This is a genomic window from Ensifer sp. ENS03, assembly GCF_014852035.1.
In the GTDB taxonomy this organism is placed as follows: Bacteria; Pseudomonadota; Alphaproteobacteria; order Rhizobiales; family Rhizobiaceae; genus Ensifer; species Ensifer adhaerens.
This window is the reverse complement of the sequence record NZ_JACVAV010000002.1, coordinates 162,692-182,993: the sequence shown is the minus strand read 5'-3', so window position 1 is coordinate 182,993 and position 20,302 is coordinate 162,692. Positions and strand designations below refer to the sequence as shown.

Annotated in this window: 20 protein-coding genes; 12 read left to right on the top strand and 8 right to left on the bottom strand. The window is 63.0% G+C overall.

Annotation, left to right across the window (positions count from 1 at the left end; translation table 11 throughout):
* Nucleotides 1-106 precede the first annotated feature (106 nt).
* A complete protein-coding gene (gene moaA, locus IB263_RS07505; RefSeq protein ID WP_134887762.1) occupies nucleotides 107-1,156 on the bottom strand; it encodes a GTP 3',8-cyclase MoaA in 1,050 nt (349 codons plus the stop codon).
* A 215-nt stretch (nucleotides 1,157-1,371) separates the two neighbouring features.
* Here moaA and IB263_RS07500 point away from each other — a divergent pair, with 215 nt between their 5' ends.
* Nucleotides 1,372-1,746, top strand: a complete 375-nt coding sequence (locus tag IB263_RS07500; RefSeq protein WP_034795121.1) for a gamma-butyrobetaine hydroxylase-like domain-containing protein — start codon at nucleotides 1,372-1,374, stop codon at nucleotides 1,744-1,746.
* A 57-nt stretch (nucleotides 1,747-1,803) separates the two neighbouring features.
* On the opposite strand, the gene IB263_RS07495 is transcribed toward IB263_RS07500, so the two are convergent.
* On the bottom strand, nucleotides 1,804-2,286 hold the full coding sequence (locus IB263_RS07495; protein WP_034795119.1) for a MarR family winged helix-turn-helix transcriptional regulator: 483 nt from the start codon (nucleotides 2,284-2,286) through the stop codon (nucleotides 1,804-1,806).
* 47 nt (nucleotides 2,287-2,333) lie between these two features.
* Here IB263_RS07495 and IB263_RS07490 point away from each other — a divergent pair, with 47 nt between their 5' ends.
* From IB263_RS07490 to IB263_RS07480, 3 genes are all read left to right on the top strand, one after another.
* Nucleotides 2,334-3,242: an alpha/beta fold hydrolase gene (locus IB263_RS07490; protein ID WP_192438133.1), complete on the top strand. Its 909-nt coding sequence runs from the start codon at nucleotides 2,334-2,336 to the stop codon at nucleotides 3,240-3,242.
* Nucleotides 3,243-3,369: 127 nt separating this feature from the next.
* A complete protein-coding gene (locus IB263_RS07485; RefSeq protein WP_034795114.1) occupies nucleotides 3,370-3,978 on the top strand; it encodes a pyridoxamine 5'-phosphate oxidase family protein in 609 nt (202 codons plus the stop codon).
* Between the two features lie 69 nt (nucleotides 3,979-4,047).
* Nucleotides 4,048-4,818, top strand: a complete 771-nt coding sequence (locus IB263_RS07480) for a M15 family metallopeptidase (protein ID WP_192438130.1) — start codon at nucleotides 4,048-4,050, stop codon at nucleotides 4,816-4,818.
* 97 nt (nucleotides 4,819-4,915) lie between these two features.
* On the opposite strand, the gene IB263_RS07475 is transcribed toward IB263_RS07480, so the two are convergent.
* Both IB263_RS07475 and fumC read right to left on the bottom strand, forming a co-directional pair.
* Nucleotides 4,916-5,986: a GGDEF domain-containing protein gene (locus IB263_RS07475; protein WP_060520683.1), complete on the bottom strand. Its 1,071-nt coding sequence runs from the start codon at nucleotides 5,984-5,986 to the stop codon at nucleotides 4,916-4,918.
* 192 nt (nucleotides 5,987-6,178) lie between these two features.
* Nucleotides 6,179-7,570, bottom strand: a complete 1,392-nt coding sequence (gene fumC / locus IB263_RS07470; protein ID WP_034795294.1) for a class II fumarate hydratase — start codon at nucleotides 7,568-7,570, stop codon at nucleotides 6,179-6,181.
* Between the two features lie 510 nt (nucleotides 7,571-8,080).
* On the opposite strand from fumC, the gene IB263_RS07465 reads away from it, so the two are divergent.
* A complete protein-coding gene (locus IB263_RS07465; RefSeq protein ID WP_192438128.1) occupies nucleotides 8,081-9,970 on the top strand; it encodes a murein L,D-transpeptidase in 1,890 nt (629 codons plus the stop codon).
* 40 nt (nucleotides 9,971-10,010) lie between these two features.
* Here IB263_RS07465 and IB263_RS07460 read toward each other — a convergent pair whose 3' ends face one another.
* Nucleotides 10,011-10,685 (bottom strand): HAD family hydrolase, encoded by a 675-nt coding sequence (locus IB263_RS07460; protein ID WP_034795292.1) that lies wholly within the window; start codon nucleotides 10,683-10,685, stop codon nucleotides 10,011-10,013.
* A 12-nt stretch (nucleotides 10,686-10,697) separates the two neighbouring features.
* On the opposite strand from IB263_RS07460, the gene IB263_RS07455 reads away from it, so the two are divergent.
* From IB263_RS07455 to gor, 4 genes are all read left to right on the top strand, one after another.
* Complete coding sequence (locus IB263_RS07455) at nucleotides 10,698-10,922, top strand: hypothetical protein (protein WP_192438594.1); 225 nt, start codon at nucleotides 10,698-10,700, stop codon at nucleotides 10,920-10,922.
* Nucleotides 10,909-11,604: a ribose-5-phosphate isomerase RpiA gene (gene rpiA / locus IB263_RS07450; protein ID WP_034795102.1), complete on the top strand. Its 696-nt coding sequence runs from the start codon at nucleotides 10,909-10,911 to the stop codon at nucleotides 11,602-11,604. The genes IB263_RS07455 and rpiA overlap by 14 nt, the downstream gene beginning before the upstream one ends.
* A gap of 119 nt (nucleotides 11,605-11,723) precedes the next feature.
* Nucleotides 11,724-12,272 (top strand): DUF2059 domain-containing protein, encoded by a 549-nt coding sequence (locus IB263_RS07445; protein ID WP_034795099.1) that lies wholly within the window; start codon nucleotides 11,724-11,726, stop codon nucleotides 12,270-12,272.
* Nucleotides 12,273-12,463: 191 nt separating this feature from the next.
* The gene (gene gor, locus IB263_RS07440; protein WP_060600835.1) at nucleotides 12,464-13,852 is read left to right on the top strand and encodes a glutathione-disulfide reductase; all 1,389 of its coding nucleotides are present in this window, start codon (nucleotides 12,464-12,466) and stop codon (nucleotides 13,850-13,852) included.
* 6 nt (nucleotides 13,853-13,858) lie between these two features.
* On the opposite strand, the gene IB263_RS07435 is transcribed toward gor, so the two are convergent.
* Nucleotides 13,859-14,722, bottom strand: coding sequence for a LysR family transcriptional regulator (locus IB263_RS07435; RefSeq protein WP_113294054.1), 864 nt, complete (start codon nucleotides 14,720-14,722; stop codon nucleotides 13,859-13,861).
* 153 nt (nucleotides 14,723-14,875) lie between these two features.
* On the opposite strand from IB263_RS07435, the gene IB263_RS07430 reads away from it, so the two are divergent.
* The 3 genes from IB263_RS07430 (at nucleotide 14,876) to IB263_RS07420 (ending at nucleotide 17,463) form a co-directional block, all read left to right on the top strand.
* Nucleotides 14,876-15,139, top strand: a complete 264-nt coding sequence (locus tag IB263_RS07430) for a hypothetical protein (protein WP_060585013.1) — start codon at nucleotides 14,876-14,878, stop codon at nucleotides 15,137-15,139.
* A gap of 366 nt (nucleotides 15,140-15,505) precedes the next feature.
* Nucleotides 15,506-16,879 carry a class II 3-deoxy-7-phosphoheptulonate synthase gene (locus IB263_RS07425; protein WP_034795289.1) on the top strand — a complete coding sequence of 458 codons (1,374 nt, stop codon included), beginning with the start codon at nucleotides 15,506-15,508 and terminating at the stop codon, nucleotides 16,877-16,879.
* Between the two features lie 185 nt (nucleotides 16,880-17,064).
* Nucleotides 17,065-17,463, top strand: coding sequence for a GFA family protein (locus IB263_RS07420; protein ID WP_060520690.1), 399 nt, complete (start codon nucleotides 17,065-17,067; stop codon nucleotides 17,461-17,463).
* Between the two features lie 3 nt (nucleotides 17,464-17,466).
* Here IB263_RS07420 and IB263_RS07415 read toward each other — a convergent pair whose 3' ends face one another.
* Together IB263_RS07415 and IB263_RS07410 are read right to left on the bottom strand one after the other, a co-directional pair.
* Nucleotides 17,467-18,384 (bottom strand): hypothetical protein, encoded by a 918-nt coding sequence (locus IB263_RS07415; protein WP_192438126.1) that lies wholly within the window; start codon nucleotides 18,382-18,384, stop codon nucleotides 17,467-17,469.
* Nucleotides 18,385-18,567: 183 nt separating this feature from the next.
* On the bottom strand, nucleotides 18,568-20,301 hold the full coding sequence (locus IB263_RS07410) for a TadG family pilus assembly protein (protein WP_246810979.1): 1,734 nt from the start codon (nucleotides 20,299-20,301) through the stop codon (nucleotides 18,568-18,570).
* Between the last annotated feature and the right edge of the window lies 1 nt (nucleotide 20,302).

The window sequence follows — 20,302 nt, the reverse complement described above, 5'->3', positions numbered from 1 at the left end:
GGTGTGCCCCACATTCCCTTCTCCCCACCTGCGCGGAGAAGGTGCCGGCAGGCGGTTGAGGGGCCGCCTGCCGGTTGTTCTTCCAAATTGGTATCCTGATGAAAGATCAGCCGCCGGTGACGCTCATGTGGCGGGCAACCGCCGGGCGGTTGTGCTCGCGGTCGATGATGAAGTCGTGGCCCTTCGGCTTGCGGCCGATCGCCTCGTCGATCACCTGGCTGAGATAGGCATCGTCTTCGGAAGCGCGCAGCGCTGTACGCAGGTCGGCCGCGTCGTTCTGGCCGAGGCACATATAGAGCGTGCCGGTGCAGGTGAGACGGACGCGGTTGCAGCTCTCGCAGAAATTATGCGTCATCGGCGTGATCAGGCCAAGCCTTCCGCCGGTTTCCGCCACCTCGAGGTAACGGGCAGGGCCGCCGGTGCGATAGGAAATCTCCGAGAAGGTGAACTGCTCTTCCAGTTGCCGGCGCATTTCCGACAGCGGCATGTAGTGGTCGGTCCGGTCTTCTTCGATCTCGCCCATCGGCATGGTCTCGATCAAGGTCAGGTCCATGCCGCGGCCATGGGCCCAGCGCATGAGATCGGGAATCTCTGCGTCGTTGAAGCCTTTCAACGCCACGGCATTGATCTTGATCTTCAGGCCGGCGGCCTGGGCTGCGTCGATGCCTTCCAGGACCTTGGAGAGATCGCCCCAGCGGGTGATCTGATGAAATTTTGCCGGGTCGAGCGTGTCGAGCGAGACGTTGATGCGCTTGACGCCGCAGTCTGCAAGCTCGGCGGCATATTTCGCAAGCTGCGAGCCGTTGGTCGTCAGCGTCAGCTCGTCGAGCCGGCCGGCCTCGATCTCGCGACCGAGTTCGCGCACCAGAAACATGATGTTCTTGCGCACCAGCGGCTCGCCGCCGGTGAGCCTGAGCTTGCGGACACCCTTCTCGATGAAGGCGGAACAGAGACGCTGCAATTCTTCGAGCGTCAGCAGATCCTTCTTCGGCAGGAAGGTCATGTGCTCGGCCATGCAATAGGTGCAGCGGAAATCGCAGCGGTCGGTAACGGACACGCGCAGATAGGTGATCGCCCGGCCGAAGGGGTCGATCATCGGGGCTGTCTTCTGCTCCAGCGGCAGAGCGCCAGATCTGTCTATCGTTGCTGTGTTCAAGCGTCTTTCTCCCAGCCCCTTCAATGTCGTCGTCGAAGATCGTCGCGTCAAGGCGCATACTGTCGCAAAGTGTTGATCGGAAGAGACGGGTAATTCTCGCGCGCCGATTTCTGCGCTAGTGCATTGTTGTCCTTCAGAGCAATGCCGCATCGGGGGACGCAGATTACGGCGAATGGCCGGCATCCGGTTTGTCGTACGCGAAAGGAAGCAGCGAAATGAGCGAAGTCTGGCCGACGGAATTGCGAGTGTCGAAGGATCGCCACCGGCTTGTGGTGACGTTCAACGACGGAGCCTCCTTCGATCTCTCGGCCGAGATGCTGCGGGTGCTTTCGCCGTCGGCCGAAGTGCAGGGCCATGGTCCCGGTCAGCGGGTGACCGTGCCCGGCAAGCGCAACGTGCAGATCATTTCGGTGCAGCCGACCGGCAACTATGCGGTGCGCATCGGCTTTGACGACTTCCACGACACCGGCATCTTCACCTGGAACTACCTGCGCGAACTCGGCGAAAAGGGTGCGGAACTGTTTGCCGGCTACGAGCAGGAGCTCGTGGAGAAGGGCATGTCACGGGACAAGGCCGAGAAGCCGCGCTGACGACGACCGTGCCCCCGCGTGTGGTTTGAGGGGCGCTACGGCCGCGTGGCGCCCACCTCAGGCCAATTCGCCTTCCTCCCGCAAGAGCAGGCCGATCAGCCGCTCCATTGAGCGGGTGACCACCAGGCAGTCATCGATCGACTCATCGTCGAGCAATCTTTCGATCAGCGCCGTGTGGATCTCCATCGCGGCCTCCGTCAGCGTGCGGCCCTCGGGCGTCAGCGATAGCCTGAGCACCCGTTTGTCCTTCTCGTCACCGCGACGCAGGATCAGGCCGCGTTTTTCCAGATGCGGCAGCAGCATGCTCATGTTGGAGCGGCCGACCAGGAGCTTGCGCGCCAGTTCCTGCTGCGAGATGCCGTCGAACCGGTAGAGATTGATCAGGATGTCGAGATGCGGGGGCTTGATATCGAGATGGGCGATCTCGCGGGTTACCGTCTGCTGCATCAATTGGCAGGCACGGGCAACCGCGATCCAGCTGCGGAAGCGGGGGTGGTCCCAGGGAAAATGATGTTCTGTGGTCACTTGATTTTTGTTCATCGTTGTACAATTATGTTCAGCATTGAACATTTTTAGAGATTCTCACTATGGCATCCTTTGCGATCAAGGTCATCCGCAACGCGCTGAAAGGCGTCGACGCGTTTTCACCCGAGGCGGCCGGGCGGCTCGCTTTCAGGCTGTTCACCCTCACGCCCGGCAGAAGACCGAAGAATGCCAAGGAAAGGGCGGCGCTTGCGGCTGCAGCCCCGGTGATCGCCAGGGGGCAGCCGGTGACGCTCTCCTATGCCGGCGGCTGGGTGCTGGCGCGCAAGTTCGCCGCACCGCGCGAGGCTGCCAACACCAAGCGCATTCTCCTCGTGCACGGCTGGGGATCGCGCAGCGACTATCTGGCGGCGATGATCGACGGCCTGGTCAAGGGCGGCGCCGAGGTGGTGACGCTCGATTGGCCAGGGCACGGCGCTTCGCCGGGGCGCACGCTGACGATGCCGGCGGCGGTTCGAGCGATCGACGCGGCCTGGCGGCATTTCGGCAATTTCGACGTCTGTGTCGGCCATTCCTTCGGCGGCGGCAGCCTGGCCTGTGCGGCCGGCGGCATCGTCTGCGACGTGCACAGCCATATGCCGAGAAAGCTGGTGCTGATCGGCGCGCCGAGCGAGATGACCTGGCTTTTCAAAGGGTTCGGAAAAATCCTTCGCCTGTCGCCAAAGGCGCAGGCGGCTTTCGAAGGCGTGGTCGAGCGTCTGTCCGGACGGCGCCTTGATGATTTCGATGCCGCGCGGGTGATCCAGGCGCGTGCCGTGCCGACGCTCATCATCCATGCGGAAGACGACAAGGAAGTCTCCGCCGACCATGCGCGCTGTTATGCGGCGGCCGGGCCGAATGTCGAGATGCACTGGGCAAACGGTTTTGGCCACAGGCGCATTGTTTCGGCCGCACCGGTGATTGCGCGGATCAACGCCTTCATACACGCGGAAGATCAAAAAGCCGCCGCCTGACTATTTTTCGTTGACCTCGTCATCAGTCTGTCATGCTATCGGCCGAAGGGTCACTGGCCCGGGATTCGGCGCGCAAATCAGCGCCCTGATCGTTCCCGGGGGAAATCTGGCAGCATTGGAGGACGGTATGTCGATCATCGCCTCGGTCGAGGAACTCAACGCGCTCTACGGCGGCGTCAGCGAAGCATCGGTGGCCAAGGTCACCAAGACGCTGACGGCTGAATACCGGCTGATGATCGAGGCATCGCCTTTCTGCGCGCTCGCGACCGTCGGTCCGGAGGGCCTGGATTGCTCGCCGCGCGGGGACGATGATTGCGTCGTGCGGATCGCCGATGACAGGACGGTGCTGATTCCGGACTGGCGCGGCAACAACCGCGTCGATTCGCTCGCCAATATCGTGCGCGATCCGCGCGTGGCGCTGATGTTCCTGATCCCCGGCTCGAACACGACGATGCGAATCAACGGCACGGCGGTCCTCAGTGTCGATCCTGGCTTGACGGAAAGCTTCGAGGTCGACGGCAAACATCCGCGCAGCGTTATCGTCGTGACGATCGGTGAGGTCTATTTCCAATGCGCCCGCGCCGTCATGCGCGCCCAGCTCTGGAACCCAGACCGCTTCCTCGATCCGGCATCGCTGCCGACGCCTGGCACGCTTCTGAAGGCCGCCAAGGCGGATTTCGACCGTGACACCTATGACCGAGAATGGCCGGAGCGCGCCGCCAAGACCATGTGGTAGGCTGCGTCCCGGCTGATCGGCACGATTGGCCAAGCACAGAGGCTGGAGGCGAGGGTGCTGCGGCAAGCTATGACAGGTGCACTCCTGCTCGCTCTCCTAATCGGCAAGGCGTCTGCCACCGAGCCGTTGCTGTCGGAGAAGCTCAGGCTGCTGGCAGCCCGCTACCCTGTTGCCATCGAGCGCATCGAGAATAATGCCCTGGTCCTCAGGGATGGCGGACCGCCGATCATCATCGACGACGGCCGAGCGAAAAGCCATGCCGAGAAACTCGCGGCAGGAGACGTCGAGGACAGCCTGTCGCAGATCTATCCGCTCGGCGCCTGTGCGACGCCACCGGCGGTCGATTTCGACCCGGGGCGCATCCGCAGCGAAGCGCTGCTGAAACGGCTCTATGGCGGCAGCGCTGCAGCCGTCCGGCGGGATCTCGTGAGCGTGGACTGGTTCGGCGAACGGCTGCAAGTGACGAGGAAGCACGGGATGGCGGCGGCGCTGAAGGCTGTTGCTGCCGACCTTTCGCGGCAAGCCGAACTCAAGCGCTATCTCAGCCCGAGTGCCGGTACCTTCAACTGGCGGCCAATTGCCGGCGCTGCGACGCTGTCGGTCCACAGCTTCGGTGCGGCCATCGATATCAACACGCGCTTTGCCGACTATTGGCGTTGGGCGGGAAAAGCCAGGGGCGGCTATCGCAACCGCTATCCGCTGGACATCGTCCAAGCCTTCGAGAAACACGGCTTCATCTGGGGCGGCCGCTGGTATCACTTCGACACGATGCACTTCGAGTACCGGCCGGAGATCACCGCAATCGCTCGCGCCGCAGGCGCCGATTCCTGCCGCCGGTAACGCATTTGAGCGGAAAGCGGGCTCGTTGCCCATGAAACGCAAAAGGCGCCCGTGAAGGCGCCCGTTGTCGGTTTCATTTCAGGTAGGCGCTGCTGTCTCAGCGGCGGTAGATCAGCCAGTTGCGGCCGGATTCCTTGCGCATGCCGTCTTCGAAGAGAACCGTCTTGTTGCGGCCGGCGTTCTTGGCCGAGTAGAGCGCGATGTCAGCCTTGTTGTAGAGGTCGACCGGGTCTTCGGCGGCCGTCGCCATGCAAACGCCGACGGACAGCGTGATCGGGCCGTAATTGACGCCGGTCTTGGAGTTGCGGAAGGGCGTTGCGGCCAGCACGGTGCGGATGCGGTCGGCGATCTGTAGGCATTCTTCCTGGCTGCTGTCGCCGAGGATGATGGCGAACTCCTCGCCGCCGGTGCGCGCGACGAAGGCTTCGCGGCGCAGGTTGGCACGCAGTACGCCGCCGACGGTCGCAAGGATCTTGTCGCCGACCGGATGGCCGAAGGTGTCGTTGACCTTCTTGAAATGGTCGATGTCGGCAACGAGCAGGCCGGTGAAGTTTCGCAGGTGCTCGTTGTTGTAGACGGCCGCCAGATTGTCGTCGAAGGCACGGCGGTTGGCGAGCCGCGTCAGCGAGTCGGTGTTGGCGATACGCTTGTACTCGTCGAGTTCCTGCCGAATGACCTCCATCTCGAAGGACTTCTGCACAACGGTCTCGACGCGTTCCTTGCCCTGGCTCATCGTCTCGGCCGTGGCGTCGGTCAGGATGCCGATTGCGTTGCGCAGGATATCGGCGCTCGACGCGCTCTTGCTGACGATGTTGACATAGGCCTCGTCGAGAACCTTGTTGTAGTTCTCGAGCGCGTACTGCTCGTCGCGCAACAGGGTGACGAGTTCGGCAAGCTTGGCCGCGAGCGTGGTGTGGGCGCGCTCGATGCCGTTGGAGCGATGGATGTGGCTGAAATACTGCGCGCCGATTGCATCCAGTTCTTCCTGGGTCGCGCGGCTGCCGAGCGCTGCCAGCTCCTTCGACAATTGCGGGTTGGAGCCGAGATAGGCTTCGTAATAGAGCTCGTAGTTGCGGGGGATGGGCGCCACGCCCATCATGCGCATCGCATGGGTTACCTGCGCTGCGATATCGGGCGTCTGAGCCTTGCCCGAGCTTGCCGTTTGCATCTGCAAACCCCCTAATATGAAACGCTGCTTATCGGTTATTATTTTTAGGGGCAAATGATTTGCGAAGTCTTAATATTTGCCGCCGTCGCGCCGCCGCATCATGACCGATCACGGCAGATTTTGCCGATCGACAGTGCGTTCGCGACATCAAAGCCACGGCGCCTTGGAGGCGCCGTGGTGTATCAAAATGGATCAGGCCGGGCTGATCATTGTTTCCGGACGAACGACCGCGTCGAACTCTTCGTTCGTCACATAGCCGCCGCCGACTGCTTCTTCGCGCAGCGTCGTGCCGTTCTTGTGGGCGGTCTTGGCGATCTTGGCGGCGTTGTCGTAGCCGATCTTCGGAGCAAGCGCCGTCACCAGCATCAGCGAGCGGTCGAGTGCCGCCTTGATGTTGTCTTCGCGTGCCTCGATGCCGACGACGCAATTGTCGGTGAAGGATACGGCCGCATCGGCCAGCAGCTGCACCGATTGCAGGAAGTTGTATGCCATCAGCGGGTTGAAGACGTTGAGCTCGAAATGGCCCTGGCTGCCGGCGAAGGTGAGTGCGGCGTGGTTGCCGAACACCTGGACGCAGACCTGGGTCAGGGCTTCGCACTGGGTCGGGTTGACCTTGCCGGGCATGATCGACGAGCCAGGCTCGTTTTCGGGCAGCGACAGTTCGCCAAGACCCGAGCGCGGGCCGGAGCCGAGGAAGCGGATGTCGTTGGCGATCTTGAAGAGGGCGGCGGCTGTCGCATTGATCGCGCCATGGCTGAAGACCATGGAATCGTGCGCGGCGAGCGCTTCGAACTTGTTCGGCGCCGAGGTGAACGCGATCCCGGTGATCTTGGCGATTTCTTCGGCGACCTTTTCGGCAAAGCCGACAGGCGCGTTGAGGCCGGTACCGACGGCCGTGCCGCCCTGGGCGAGCTCGCAAAGGCCCGGCAGCGTCATTTCGATGCGCTTGATCGAGGAGGCGACCTGCGCCGCGTAGCCGGAGAACTCCTGGCCGAGCGTCAGCGGCGTTGCGTCCTGGGTGTGGGTGCGGCCGATCTTGATGATGTGGTCGAACGCCTTGACCTTGGCTTCGAGCGCCTTGTGCAGGTGCTTCAGCGCCGGCAGCAGGTCATGGATGACGCGCTCGGCGCAGGCGATGTGCATGGCCGTCGGATAGGTGTCGTTCGACGACTGGCTCATATTGACGTGGTCGTTCGGATGCACCGGCTTCTTCGAGCCCATGACGCCGCCGAGCAGTTCGATGGCACGGTTCGAGATCACCTCGTTGGCGTTCATGTTCGACTGCGTGCCGGAGCCGGTCTGCCAGACGACGAGCGGGAAATGGTCGTTGAGCTTACCGTCGATCACTTCCTGGGAAGCCTTGACGATGGCATCGGCGACGGTCGAATCCAGCCGGCCGAGCGCCTGGTTCGTGCGGGCGGCCGCCTGCTTGACGATGCCGAGCGCCCGGACGATCGAGGCCGGCTGTTTTTCCCAGCCGATCTTGAAGTTGCCGAGCGAACGCTGGGCCTGGGCGCCCCAATAGCGGTCGTTTGCCACTTCGATGGGGCCGAACGTATCTGTTTCCGTGCGCGTCGATGTCATCGTGATACCTGCCTTGATCATGCGGTTCATCAAGCCTGGGCGAGGGGCCGTGTGGCCGATCTCTCCAGGGTGCCGGGCCTCTCTCTGCCCCGACGGCTGGAGCTTGTAAAGGGGCGGTCCATGGCTGGCCATGCTACAATCGTTTGAAACCCCTTGGGCGTGGCGGGTGCATGCCGCGTCACCGTGATTCGGTCCTTGCCGGGCGTTTGGCGGCGTTGTGATGTTTCGGTCACAGACGCCATCTTCTTTTCCAGCGCCGATCGCCGGCCGCCGCCCGTGCCAACGCGCGCACCGAAATAAAATCCAGTGGGATCAAATTTTTATCGCTCGCTGAACGTCCTGCAAATGAGGTGTTGGGGAGATTCTAAACGGAGGTTCGAGGACGATCGTTATCGGCGCGTTTCCTTTTCATTCACCATCCTTTTCTATAACTTTTAGCGCACGAGGGCGTGGCGAGAATCTGGCTTCAGCCGAATTCGGCGACAACGCGATACGGGGACGTAGTTTCATATGAGAGTTCTTAAGACGGCAGCGATCGTGGCGCTCATGAGCGGCTGTGCGATCGCGACCATGGACGCGCGGCCGGCTTCGGCCTTCACGTTCGGCGATTTCATTCGGGCAGGCAGAAAAAAGCCCGAGGCGCAGCAGGTGCAACCGACCCAGCCGCTCCCCGGCGTCGGCACGATGGCTGACCCGCAGCAGGCGGCCAAGCCGCTGCCGAAGATCACCGGCCCGAAATACTATACCTACAAGGCGGAGCCGCTGCGTCGGATCGCAACCGACAAGCTGCTCGATCCCTTGGTCACCGGCTCCGTGCGCAACGACGCGCTGCCGCCGGTGCTGCGCATGCCGCTGGCTGACGCGCGGCAGTTCCTTCCCGGCATCAATGTGCGCGCCTCGGGTGACGTCGCAAAGGCGGTCGAAGCCCATTACGGCGCCCGCATGGATTACATCTGGATTGGCGCCGAAGGCGTCAACGCCAAGGCAAAGGCGGCGGTTGCCGTTCTTGCCGACGCCGCCAAGGTCGGCCTCGATCCGCAGGATTATGCCGTCAGCGTGCCCTCCGATACGTTCGATCGCGGCGACATGATCGCCCGCGAGAAAGAGCTTGTGCAGTTCGAGATCGCGCTTTCGGCAGCGACGCTCAGCTACGTGCAGGACACGGTGCGCGGTCGCATCGACCCGAACAAGATCTCCGGCTATCACGACTTCAAGCGCAAGACGGTGGATCTGCTGCCGCTTCTCGACAAGATGTCGGCAAGCAGGGACATGACCGCGCTTCTCAATGAGCAGAACCCGAAGAGCGCGCAATTTGCCGCTCTCTCTGCCGAACTGGTGAAGCTGCGCTCCGAGCAGAGCGTTGAGCAGCGCGTCGAAATCGCGCCCGGCACGCTGCTGAAGCCGGGTCAGAGCAATCCCGAGCTGGCCAACATCATCGCAGCTATCCGCCTCAAGGGCTCGGAGAAGCTGAAGGCCGATCATGCCACGGTTCTTGCCGCCTACCAGGGCACGCCGGAATACACGCCGGAGCTGGTTACTGTGGTGGAGGCCTTCCAGCAGGAGCACGGGCTCAAGGCCGACGGTGTCGTCGGCCAGGCGTCGCTTCGCATCCTGACGGGCGGCGACACGGTCGCCTCCAAGATCAACAAGCTCGAAATCGCCATGGAGCAGGCGCGCTGGCTGCCGGATGGTCTCGGCGACCGCTACGTCTTCATCAACCAGCCGGCCTTTACCGCCACCTACGCCGACAAGGGCGCCGAGCAGTTCTCCATGCGCGTCGTCGTCGGGTCCAAGGCGAACCAGACCTACTTCTTCCAGGACGAGATCCAGACGGTCGAGGTCAACCCCTACTGGGGCGTGCCGCAGTCGATCATCGTCAACGAGATGCTGCCGAAGCTCAGGAGCGACCCGAACTATCTCGACCGCATGGGCTACCAGGTCGAGGTCGGCGGTCGCCCGGTCCCGTCCGCATCGGTTAACTGGAACGGCTCGACCGCATCGGTTGCCGTGCGTCAGCCGCCGAGCAGCGACAATGCGCTTGGCGAGTTGAAGATCCTGTTCCCCAACAGTCACGCGATCTACATGCACGACACGCCGTCGAAGAGCTTCTTCAAGCGTGACAATCGCGCGCTCAGCCATGGCTGCGTGCGGCTTGCCGATCCGCGCCTGATGGCGGCGGCCGTGCTCGGCACCAGCGTCGACGATGTCGGCAAGGAGATCGCCGGCGGCCGCAACAAGGCGCTGCAGGTCCCGGTGAAGGTTCCCGTCTACGTCGCCTACTTCACGGCTTGGCCGAACAAGGACGGCGTGGTCGAGTACTTCAACGACGTCTATGAGCGCGACATGTATATGAACCGGGCCTTCGAGGCGACGCGCGGCGCACGCCGGGCGGAAGGATAAGCAAGAAAAAGGCCGCTTCGAGCGGCCTTTTTCCTGTCTGTTATTTGGAAAACAGGCCCGAGACCAGATCCGGGGTCAGTTCGTCGAAGTGGCTGATGACAACGGTGGGGTCGAGGCTTTCGACCGGCACATCGGAATAGCCGAAGGGAACGGCGATCGAGGGCACCTGAGCATTGCGGGCGACGAGGAAGTCGTTGAGGCTGTCGCCGACCATCACGGCGCGGGTTGCCAGGCCCCCGGCATTGGAGACCGTGCGCAGCAGGTGGGCGGCATCCGGTTTGCGCACTTCGAAGGTATCGCCACCCGATATCGCGGCGAAGCGCTCGATCAGGCCGAGCCGTTCGAGCAGACGCGTGGCGAGCTTTTCCGGCTTGTTGGTGCAGACCGCGAGCTTGAAGCCGGCGCCGGATAGGCGGTCGAGCGCGTCGACCAGCCCCGGATAGGGCAGCGAATCGCCCGGCATCGAGCCGTGGTAGAAATCGACGAATTCCTTCAGCTGCCATTCCAGCATGTCTTCGGCCAGCGGCTTTTGCCGCATCGCAAAGGTGCGCTCGATCATGGCGCGGGCACCGTGGCCGACGAGATGGGTGAGGTCGCCGTAGGTGACCGGCTCGACGCCGGCCTGGGTCACCGCATGGTTGAGGCTGGCGACCAGGTCTGGCGCCGTGTCGACGAGCGTTCCGTCGAGATCGAAGACGACAATGGGAGAAGACAAGGAGAAAACCTCTTGGCGCTGAAAACCGTTGTTGATCGGGTAGGCGAACTCATCGGCGATTGCAATGGCAAGCGACGCCGGCAAGCACACGGAATCCTGAGTGCCGATTTCATTTTGACTTTTGTTTGCGTCGTCGGGCGTGTAAGTGTCACAGCGGAAAACGGGCGGCCGTTCGCTGATTGCGGCCTGCTGCCCGTGCGAATCACAAGGGAGCGACCGGCGCATGGACGCCCGTGAAATGAAGATCAAAGCCGCGGCCGCGGCGCTCGAATATGTCGAAGACGGCATGCGTCTCGGCATCGGCACGGGTTCCACGGCCGAGGAGTTTGTGCGGCTCCTGGCCGAGAAGGTTGCAGCGGGCTTTCGCATCGAAGGCGTTCCCACCTCGGAGCGCACGGCGCGGCTCTGCCTCGAACTCGGTGTTTCGCTGAAGTCGCTCGACGAGCTGCCCGAACTGGACCTGACGATCGACGGCGCCGACGAGGTCGATGGTCAGCTGCGTCTGATTAAGGGCGGCGGCGGCGCGCTGCTGCGCGAAAAGATCGTTGCGGCTGCGTCCAAGCGCATGATCGTGATTGCCGACGAGACGAAAGTGGTCGACGTTCTCGGCGCCTTCAAGCTTCCGATCGAGGTCAATCCTTTCGGTCAGGTGGCAACCCGGATCGCGATCGAAAAGGTTGCCTCGCGCCTCGGACTTTCCGGCGATATCACTGTGCGCCAGTCCCATGACGGCGCCTTCCTGACGGACGGCGGGCACCTCATTCTCGATGCATCTTTTGGCCGTATTCCTGATGCAGATGCGCTCGCCGGGGAGCTGAATGCCATTCCCGGCGTCGTCGAGCACGGGCTTTTCATCGGTATCGCTTCGCTGGCAATCATTGCCGGGCCGCAAGGGGCACGCACGCTGACTGCGTCGTGAGCCGGCTTCGCTGCCCCGTCAGGGGCAGGAGCGGTGAAGACAACAGGTTTCCATACATGCGGGCCTGGCGGCGGCAATCGCCCGGGCAGCATGCGACAAACACAGGAGCAAGGGTAAAAATGAACAAACTCGCAGGTCTTGTCCGCACTTTCGCTGCCACCGCGGTTCTGCTGTCCGCGTCCGTTCCGGCGGTTAAGGCCCAAGACGTCTCCGAAGACCAGATCAAGGCGGCGCGCGCGACGATCGCTGCTCTCGGCGTAACCAACAGCTTCGACAACATTCTGCCGAACCTTGCCGAGCGTCTGAAGAACACGCTGATCCAGGCATCGCCGAACCATCAGGAACTGATCACCGCGACCGTCGACGACAAGGCGCTGAGCCTTGCCGCCCGCCGCGCCGATCTCGAGAACGAAGCCGCGACGATCTACGCCAAGACCTTTTCGCTCGAAGAGCTGAACGCGATCACCGAGTTCTACAACTCGGCCGCCGGCAAGAAGCTCCTGAACGACGGCCCGATCGCATCCCGCGAACTCCTGAAGGCCGCAGACATCTGGGCATCGGGCGTATCGCGCGACCTGACCCAGGAAGCGACCAAGTCGCTCGACGAGAAGGTCGGCTCCACCCAGCCGGCAGCAGCCGAAGGTGCAGTTCAGGCGCCGGCACAATAAGCTGCGGCGCCGAGCGCCTTCATCACGTTTCGAGGAGCCCGGAGCGATCCGGGCTTTTCTTTTGCCCGGAGGCTCCACTATATGTGCCTGCGACGCGGCCATCGGCTGCGCCCGGTTGCGTGTCGGCCCAGGATCGTTCGGCGCGCTTTTCAGATCGCCATTTCGGCCCGCTTGCTTTCAGGAGACTGCCCATGCCCGCTTTCGACTATGACCTTTTCGTAATCGGCGGCGGTTCGGGCGGCGTGCGCAGCGGGCGCCTGGCGGCAAGCCTCGGCAAGAAGGTCGCGATCGCGGAAGAGTTTCGCTATGGCGGCACCTGCGTTATCCGCGGCTGCGTTCCGAAGAAGCTTTATGTCTACGCGTCGCAGTTTTCCGAGCACTTCGAAGATGCAGCGGGCTTCGGCTGGACGGTCGGCGAAAGCACGTTCGACTGGAAGAAGCTGGTCGCCGCCAAGGAGCAGGAAATCACCCGGCTCGAAGGGCTCTACCAGAAGGGCCTCAACAATGCGGGCGCCGAAATCCTGCATACGCGCGCCGAGCTCGTCGGCCCGAACACGGTTCGCCTGCTCGACAGCGGCAAGACGGTAACGGCCGAACGCATCGTCATTGCCGTCGGAGGTCATCCGACCCCGCATGACGCGCTGCCGGGCCACGAGCACTGCATTTCCTCCAACGAAGCCTTCGACCTTGCGGAACTGCCGAAGTCGATCCTGATCGCCGGCGGCGGCTACATCGCCGTCGAGTTCGCCAATGTCTTCCACGGCCTCGGCGTCGAGACGACGCTGATCTATCGCGGCAAGGAAATTCTCTCGCGGTTCGACCATGACCTGCGCCGCGGGCTGCACGTCGCGATGGAGGAGAAGGGCATCCGCATCCTTTGCGAGGACATCATCCAGTCCGTTGCGCTCGACGCCGACGGCAAGCGCGTCGCGCACACGATGAAACACGGCGACATCGTCGCCGACCAGGTGATGCTGGCGCTCGGGCGTGTGCCGAACACCAGAGGTCTCGGCCTGGAGGCCGCCGGCGTCAAGACGGACGAGCGCGGCGCCATCATCGTCGACGCCTTCTCGCGCACCAGCGCGCCCGGCATCTATGCGCTTGGCGATGTGACGGACCGCGTTCAGCTGACGCCGGTCGCGATCCATGAGGCGATGTGCTTCATCGAGACCGAGTACAAGAACAATCCGGTGTCGCCGGACCACGATCTGATCGCGACTGCCGTCTTCTCGCAGCCGGAAATCGGTACTGTCGGTCTGACCGAAGAGGAAGCGGCGCGCCGGTTCGACGAACTCGAAGTCTACCGCGCCGAGTTCAGGCCGATGAAGGCGACCCTTTCGGGCCGCAAGGAAAAGATGATCATGAAGCTGATCGTCAATGCCGCCGACCGCAAGGTGCTCGGCGCTCACATCCTTGGCCATGACGCTGGCGAAATGGCACAGCTGCTCGGTATTTCGCTGAAGGCCGGCTGCACCAAGGACGATTTCGATCGGACGATGGCGGTGCACCCGACGGCGGCGGAAGAGCTGGTAACGATGTATTCGCCGTCCTATCGCATCCGCAAGGGCGAGCGGGTCTGAGCCGCGTCAGGCGGAAGCTCCTGCAAACCGCGCCTCCTCGCGTTTGAAAAGATCGGCGAGGCGATCGATGACCGTCCGGACTTCCGGACGGCGCCGGTCGTCGTCGTTTGCCGCGATCCACAACGGATGCGTCAGGCCCTCGATCAATTCGCCTTCGCGCTTCAGGAATGGATCACCTTCGCCGACGAAGGCTGGCAGGACGCCGCGGCCGGCGCCATTGCGGATCAGCCGCACGAGAAGGGCGGCACTGTCGGTCCACGTATGGATCTGCTGCTCGCGGTTTTCAAAGACCCATTTTTCAGCCGGCGAGCTGGCAACTTCGGTGCCAATCGATATCCAGGGAAAGTCCTCGCGCTCCGGCATGTTGCCGGCGCGATAGACGGCATAGGCGATGTTCACCGAGCGGCGCACTGCCACGTTGCCGGAGCCGGGCTGTTCGTACAGGACGGCCACATCGGCCTCTCTGAAGGTCAAGTCGAGGCCGCGATGCGCATGCTTGCAGCAGAAGCGAAAACTGTCGCCAGTGGCGCGGATATCGGTTGAATGATCAGCGACGAAACCTGCGACCCAGGCGTCGCTTGCGACCGAGACGATCGGCAGGGCGAAGGCGTCGCGGTGCCAGTCGGAGATATTTGCGGCGGCATTCCGCATGGCACGGACATGTTCGAGCAGGATCTGGCCATCGTGGGCGAGGCGATAGCCTTGCTGGCTGCGGATGAAGAGTGCCCTGCCGGTCGCTCGCTCGAGCGCGAGCATGCGGCGGCCGATGGTCGGCGCGCTCAACCCCGTTCGCGTGGCAGCCCCGCTCAAGCCACCCTCGGTCGCAACGTGATAAAACAGTTTCAAATCGTCCCAGGCTGCCTCGGCCATAAGCACTCCATGGCGGTCATTGTCTCGTAGTAGCGCGGGTCGTCCGCCCTGACTTCCGTTCGCGGATGAAAGACGTCTTTCAACGGTGCGCCTACAACGCTGCCGGCGAAGACATTAGGTCTCCGATTGTCTCAAGGCAAAGGAGGCGAGACCATGTTTGAACATTGGGCGGTCATGTGGACGGTTCTGCAGCGTGAACGTCGCCGCGGGTCACGCAACGGCTTGGATGATCCGCTCGACGGACCGGAGTGGCGTGGCCTGCACTGGGTGCTGCCGGCCTTCTCTTTTCTGCTTAACCGGCGCAGATCGGACGCGCGCTTGACGCGTTCCGATGCGCCACTCACCGAACGCACAGGCGCGCGCTGGGACGTGAGGGCCAGCCATTGCCGGCCGCAAGCCGCCGGGCACGATCGCTGAACAATCTGTCGCCTATCTTGGCGGCGGCTGTAGCATCAGGGATGCCACTATCCCATTGAAACTGCGCATCGTTCTTTCGATATAGGGAGCAGGACTTTCGGGATCGTGCGCTCCGCGGAAATATCGTTGCGCCCCGGGCGCCCTGCAAAGCAATGAATTCTGGTAGGATGGCTTTCCAAGCGTTTCCTTAACGTCTATAAGCCCGCATTCCGCGGCGTTTCCGGCTGGGCGGGCACGAGGCTTGGCCAAGTGACCGGGGCAGGGCGAGCGGATGTTGAGTGAAATTTCAGAATACCGGGCGGCCGCCATTGGCCGTCAGGGCGTGACCCGCGCGGTTGGATCCGCGGCAGACAACAGGTGATCGAAATGGCACAGACTTGGACTCCAAACAGCTGGCGGCAGAAACCCATCCAGCAGGTGCCGGAATATCCGGACCTGGCAGCGCTTGAGGCGACCGAAGCGCGCCTCGCGAAGTATCCGCCGCTGGTGTTTGCGGGCGAAGCCCGTCGTCTGAAGAGTGCCCTCGCCAATGTCGCTGAAGGCCGCGGCTTCCTGCTGCAGGGCGGCGACTGCGCCGAGAGCTTTGCCGAGCACGGCGCTGACACGATCCGCGACTTTTTCCGCGCCTTCCTGCAGATGGCCGTCGTTCTGACGTTCGGTGCACAGCAGCCGGTGGTCAAGGTCGGCCGTATCGCCGGCCAGTTCGCCAAGCCCCGCTCCTCGGGTATCGAGAAGCAGGGTGACGTGACGCTTCCGTCCTACCGCGGCGACATCATCAACGGCATCGAGTTCACCGAGGAAGCGCGCATTCCGAACCCGGAACGCCAGATCATGGCTTACCGCCAGTCGGCTGCGACGCTGAACCTTCTGCGCGCGTTTGCGATGGGCGGCTATGCCAACCTCGACAACGTGCACCAGTGGATGCTCGGCTTCGTCAAGGACAGCCCGCAGGCGGAACGCTACCGCAAGCTTGCGGACCGCATCTCCGAGACCATGGACTTCATGAAGGCGATCGGCATCACCTCGGAAAACCACCCGAGCCTGCGCGAGACCGATTTCTTCACCAGCCATGAGGCGCTGCTGCTCGGCTACGAGCAGGCGTTGACGCGCGTCGACTCGACCTCGGGCGACTGGTACGCCACGTCCGGCCACATGATCTGGATCGGCGACCGTACCCGCCAGCCCGACCATGCGCATATCGAATACTGCCGCGGCATCAAGAACCCGCTCGGCCTCAAGTGCGGCCCGTCGCTGACGGCCGATGGCCTGCTGGAGCTGATCGACCTTCTGAACCCGGCCAACGAAGCCGGCCGCCTGACGCTCATCTGCCGTTTCGGCCATGACAAGGTGGCCGAGCATCTGCCGCGCCTCATCCGTGCGGTCGAGCGCGAAGGCAAGAAGGTGGTCTGGTCCTGCGACCCGATGCACGGCAACACGATTACGCTCAACAACTACAAGACCCGTCCGTTCGAGCGGATCCTGTCGGAAGTGGAGAGCTTCTTCCAGATCCACCGCGCCGAGGGTTCGCACCCGGGCGGCATCCATATCGAGATGACCGGCAACGACGTGACGGAATGCACCGGCGGTGCGCGTGCGCTTTCGGGCGACGATCTCGCCGACCGTTACCACACCCATTGCGATCCGCGCCTCAACGCGGACCAGGCGCTGGAACTCGCCTTCCTGCTCGCCGAACGCATGAAGGGCGGCCGCGACGAGAAGAAGATGGTCGTCAACGGCTGATCTAAATCTCTGGCATTGTTCAGGTTTTCTGAACGTCGCTTGGATGCTTTGAATTTGACAATGCCGGGCCGGCTCTGGAAGCTGGCCCGGCATTTTCGTGTCTGGAGCAGGGCGCGGCGCGGGCTGTGGCTTGCGTCGGCACGCTCCATGGCAGGATCGAGGGGTCATGAACTTGGGGAGGGGCAATGCAGGACATTCATCACGGGGGCTGCCTTTGTGGCACCATTCGCTTCAAAGCGCGCGGCGAGTTGCGCGAGCTGATCTTCTGCCACTGCAGCCAATGCCGGAAGCAGACCGGGCTCTATTACGCCGCCACCAACGTGCAGGACCAGGACTTCGAGCTGAAGGGCGCGGAAAACGTAACCTGGTACAGGGCCAGTGACAGCGCCAGCCGGGGCTTTTGCCGTCAATGCGGGTCAGCGCTGTTCTGGAAGGCGGACGGTTCGGATTACACCTCGATCCTCGCGGGCGCCTTTGACAAGCCGACGGTGCTGAAGCCGGGCTACCATATCTTCTGCGAAGATCAGGGCGATTTCTACGAGATCAAGGACGACCTGCCGAAATTCGCAGCCGGCCGCGTCTGAGGTTCAGGCCGGCGGGTTTGCCGCCTGTCGCTCGGCCTGCTCGAAGCCGTTGGCAAGGCCGGCAAGCTTAACTGCCTGCCATTGGCAATATTCCTCGATCAGCCGCTCACTCAACCAGAACAGGCCGCGCTGCCCCTCATCGGCTCTTCCAAGCAAGCCGAGATCCTGGGCCCGCGTGAAGATCCGCCGGATATGGGTGTTCGAGATCATGTAATGCGTGGCGAGATCCGAGAGGTTCGCCTCCAGCCAGACTTTGCCGTCCACAGGCTCAAGGTTCTTCGGCCGCGCCATGAGATCGTCGAGCAGGAGGCCACCGCACTCGGTCCAGACGAAAGCCGCGACACCTTCCGGCGGCTGGGTCCACCGGCGATCCGAAAGCAGCAGGCGGGCGGCGATCGGCTGAGCCCGCTCGAAAACCGTGCGGTCGGCTTCGACGCGGGCGACACGGCCTTGGCCGTCGAAGCGATCGAGCGTTCCCATCTGGCTCATGAACCAGCGCAGCATGGCGCCTTCGCTGATTTCAGTCGGCTCTAGCGGGCGGATCTTCTTGCGACCCCTGCCGCCCTCCGCGTCGCGCAAAAGCTTGTAGGTCAGCAGTTCGGCGATGAAGGCAGCGGCGGTATTGCGGCTGGCGCCGCCGGTCTCATGGATGAACTTGAGAAGGCGGGCGGTCGTAACTCCCGTTTCGGGGTTGCCGGGCTCACGCTCGAGGTGCAGGGCGTAGACGGCCTGGCTGAGCGTCCATTTCTGGTGGGAGGCGACAAGGCGAGCGATGCGGGGAAACATGTCGTAGGCCGCCATCAGATCGCGCGCGCTCGCCTGGAGCACGTTGCGTAACTCCGGATGACAAAGAAAACCTTCCGCGGTGAAGGCGAGCGAGCCATCCCGCGCAGCGCCTTCCTGCTCTGCCATCACATGCATCTGCTGCGCACACCCCCAATGCTTGCGCGGCCCGCCAAGTGAAAGGCACTCTCGGTGCCCCGCCGGCCAGCCGCGCTCAGCTGCATTCCTTTTACTAGGGCTACCTTGTGCATAACGTGTCAGCAACCGAATTTGTTCAACGGGGCGTTGACGGTGGCCGTCGAACGCCCCGTTCGAACGGGTCTACTGCACCAGGACCGGCGACTGGCACTTGACGCCGGTGACGCGGACATCGGCCTCGCCGACCCGTACGCCGACGAGCAGCAGAAGGTTGTAGAGCAGATCGTCGACCGGCTTGGTGACGGCTCCAAGCGTTTGGGCCAATGCCTGCTGCACGATGGTCGGGCTGCCGAGCGTCAGGAACAGGACCTGTATGTTCAGGTCGAGATTGTTGAGGAGCGTTTGCGTCGTCGAGGTCAGGATGTCCTTGGTCGAGACCGTCTTGATCGACCGGGCCGCGACCTCGGACGGGCTGAAGCTCAGGCGCGTCGGCTTGAGGTTTTGCGCCTCGACATGGGCCAGCGCATCGATCTTGACCACCAGGGCGTCCACGAGTTTGGCTCTTTGAACCCGCGCGTCTGACGAGAAGTTGGACAGGACCGCCGGATCGACGTCGCCGATGGCGATTTCGGCAATGCCGGGCACGGCATCGACGCTGACCGAAGCATTTTCGGGCGTGCCGCCATAGCACCTGATGTCGGCGAGCTTGGCTTCCGCATAGGCGAGTTCGACATAGATCGGCAGTCGGATGCGAATGCCGGCAAGGGCGGCCAGGCCATCGACGTTGACTTCGACGGCAAGGCGGGTCTGGGCGGTGCGTATTGCTGCGCCGGGCGTGCCGAGGCGGTGGCTTGGCGTTTCGACGGGCGGCTCGCCGATCGCAAGCTTGACCTTGGCAGATGCGATCCCCGGAAGGCCGGCCACGGCATTGAGGGCGATCTGGTTTTCGCCATTGGCGATGGCTGCAGCCGCCGACACGATCTGCAGCGCGCTCACGCGCATCGCCCAATCGGAGCCGGCGTCGACCTGCAGGCTCTTCTTCGGATCGAGGTTGAGGATTTGCGCCAAGGTGAAGGTGCGCTTGTCGTTCGAGGTCGAAAGCTCGATGCTCTTGAGTGCGGCCGTGACCGTTCCGGACAGGCCCTGGACGAGCCGCATGGAGGCAAGCAGCTGCGGCATCGTCAGGTTTGCCTTGAGTACGTCTTCATAGGACGCCGCCGTCAGGTTGAGCCTGGTCGCAATGATCTTCAGGAACGGCTGGATATCGATGTCGGCGTCGATGAGCGCCTGGTAATCCATGACCTTGAGCGAGATCGTCGTTCCGAGCATCTGCCCGAGGATGGAGTTGAGCAGCCCATCATTGAGGCTTGCAAGACGGGAGCCTACGGAGAAGGCCGCGATCTTCGAACTCGCCGCCGTGCCGTAGACGCTGAGGTCCGGCGGGGCGCTGAAGATCGAGGCGAGGAAGATGTCACCCTTCCTTTCGAGCATCACCTGCACGGCGTCCGTGGGCGTGGCGTCCTTGATGAAGCGCTGGCCGGCATCGACCGACGGATCGGGGACGTAGCGCCCGCGCGTTACGGTCGCGACGCCATCAAGCTTGGCGGTGCTGATGTCACCGGGCGGCAGGGTCTTGCCGTCGATGGTCAACAAACCGTTCGGCGTCGATACGCCGTAGTTCAGGCCATTGTTGGCGAAGTGATTGAGCACGGCCTTCTCGGCGGCGGAGACGTTGGCCGCTGCCGCGATCGCAGCGAGATCGACCGAAGACTGCATTTCACGCTTCTGGACGGTCAGGTAGCCGTAGTCGATCGCAAGGGCCATGGACGTGATCACCAACGGCATGGCCAGGGCGGCCGAGATACCGATATTGCCGTTACGGGCTCGGGCGAGGGAGCGCATGGGTTTCCACAGCATA

Bases quoted from the DNA above. Each gene is read 5' to 3' on its own strand.
- IB263_RS07500 (WP_034795121.1), top strand. From the start codon at position 1,372: ATGAGCGAAGTCTGGCCGACGGAATTGCGAGTGTCGAAGGATCGCCAC.
- IB263_RS07495 (WP_034795119.1), bottom strand. From the start codon at position 2,286: ATGAACAAAAATCAAGTGACCACAGAACATCATTTTCCCTGGGACCAC.
- IB263_RS07490 (WP_192438133.1), top strand. From the start codon at position 2,334: ATGGCATCCTTTGCGATCAAGGTCATCCGCAACGCGCTGAAAGGCGTC.
- IB263_RS07485 (WP_034795114.1), top strand. From the start codon at position 3,370: ATGTCGATCATCGCCTCGGTCGAGGAACTCAACGCGCTCTACGGCGGC.
- IB263_RS07480 (WP_192438130.1), top strand. From the start codon at position 4,048: ATGACAGGTGCACTCCTGCTCGCTCTCCTAATCGGCAAGGCGTCTGCC.
- IB263_RS07475 (WP_060520683.1), bottom strand. From the start codon at position 5,986: ATGCAAACGGCAAGCTCGGGCAAGGCTCAGACGCCCGATATCGCAGCG.
- fumC (WP_034795294.1), bottom strand. From the start codon at position 7,570: ATGACATCGACGCGCACGGAAACAGATACGTTCGGCCCCATCGAAGTG.
- IB263_RS07465 (WP_192438128.1), top strand. From the start codon at position 8,081: ATGAGAGTTCTTAAGACGGCAGCGATCGTGGCGCTCATGAGCGGCTGT.
- rpiA (WP_034795102.1), top strand. From the start codon at position 10,909: ATGGACGCCCGTGAAATGAAGATCAAAGCCGCGGCCGCGGCGCTCGAA.
- IB263_RS07445 (WP_034795099.1), top strand. From the start codon at position 11,724: ATGAACAAACTCGCAGGTCTTGTCCGCACTTTCGCTGCCACCGCGGTT.
- gor (WP_060600835.1), top strand. From the start codon at position 12,464: ATGCCCGCTTTCGACTATGACCTTTTCGTAATCGGCGGCGGTTCGGGC.
- IB263_RS07435 (WP_113294054.1), bottom strand. From the start codon at position 14,722: ATGGCCGAGGCAGCCTGGGACGATTTGAAACTGTTTTATCACGTTGCG.
- IB263_RS07430 (WP_060585013.1), top strand. From the start codon at position 14,876: ATGTTTGAACATTGGGCGGTCATGTGGACGGTTCTGCAGCGTGAACGT.
- IB263_RS07425 (WP_034795289.1), top strand. From the start codon at position 15,506: ATGGCACAGACTTGGACTCCAAACAGCTGGCGGCAGAAACCCATCCAG.
- IB263_RS07420 (WP_060520690.1), top strand. From the start codon at position 17,065: ATGCAGGACATTCATCACGGGGGCTGCCTTTGTGGCACCATTCGCTTC.
- IB263_RS07415 (WP_192438126.1), bottom strand. From the start codon at position 18,384: ATGCATGTGATGGCAGAGCAGGAAGGCGCTGCGCGGGATGGCTCGCTC.
- IB263_RS07410 (WP_246810979.1), bottom strand. From the start codon at position 20,301: ATGCTGTGGAAACCCATGCGCTCCCTCGCCCGAGCCCGTAACGGCAAT.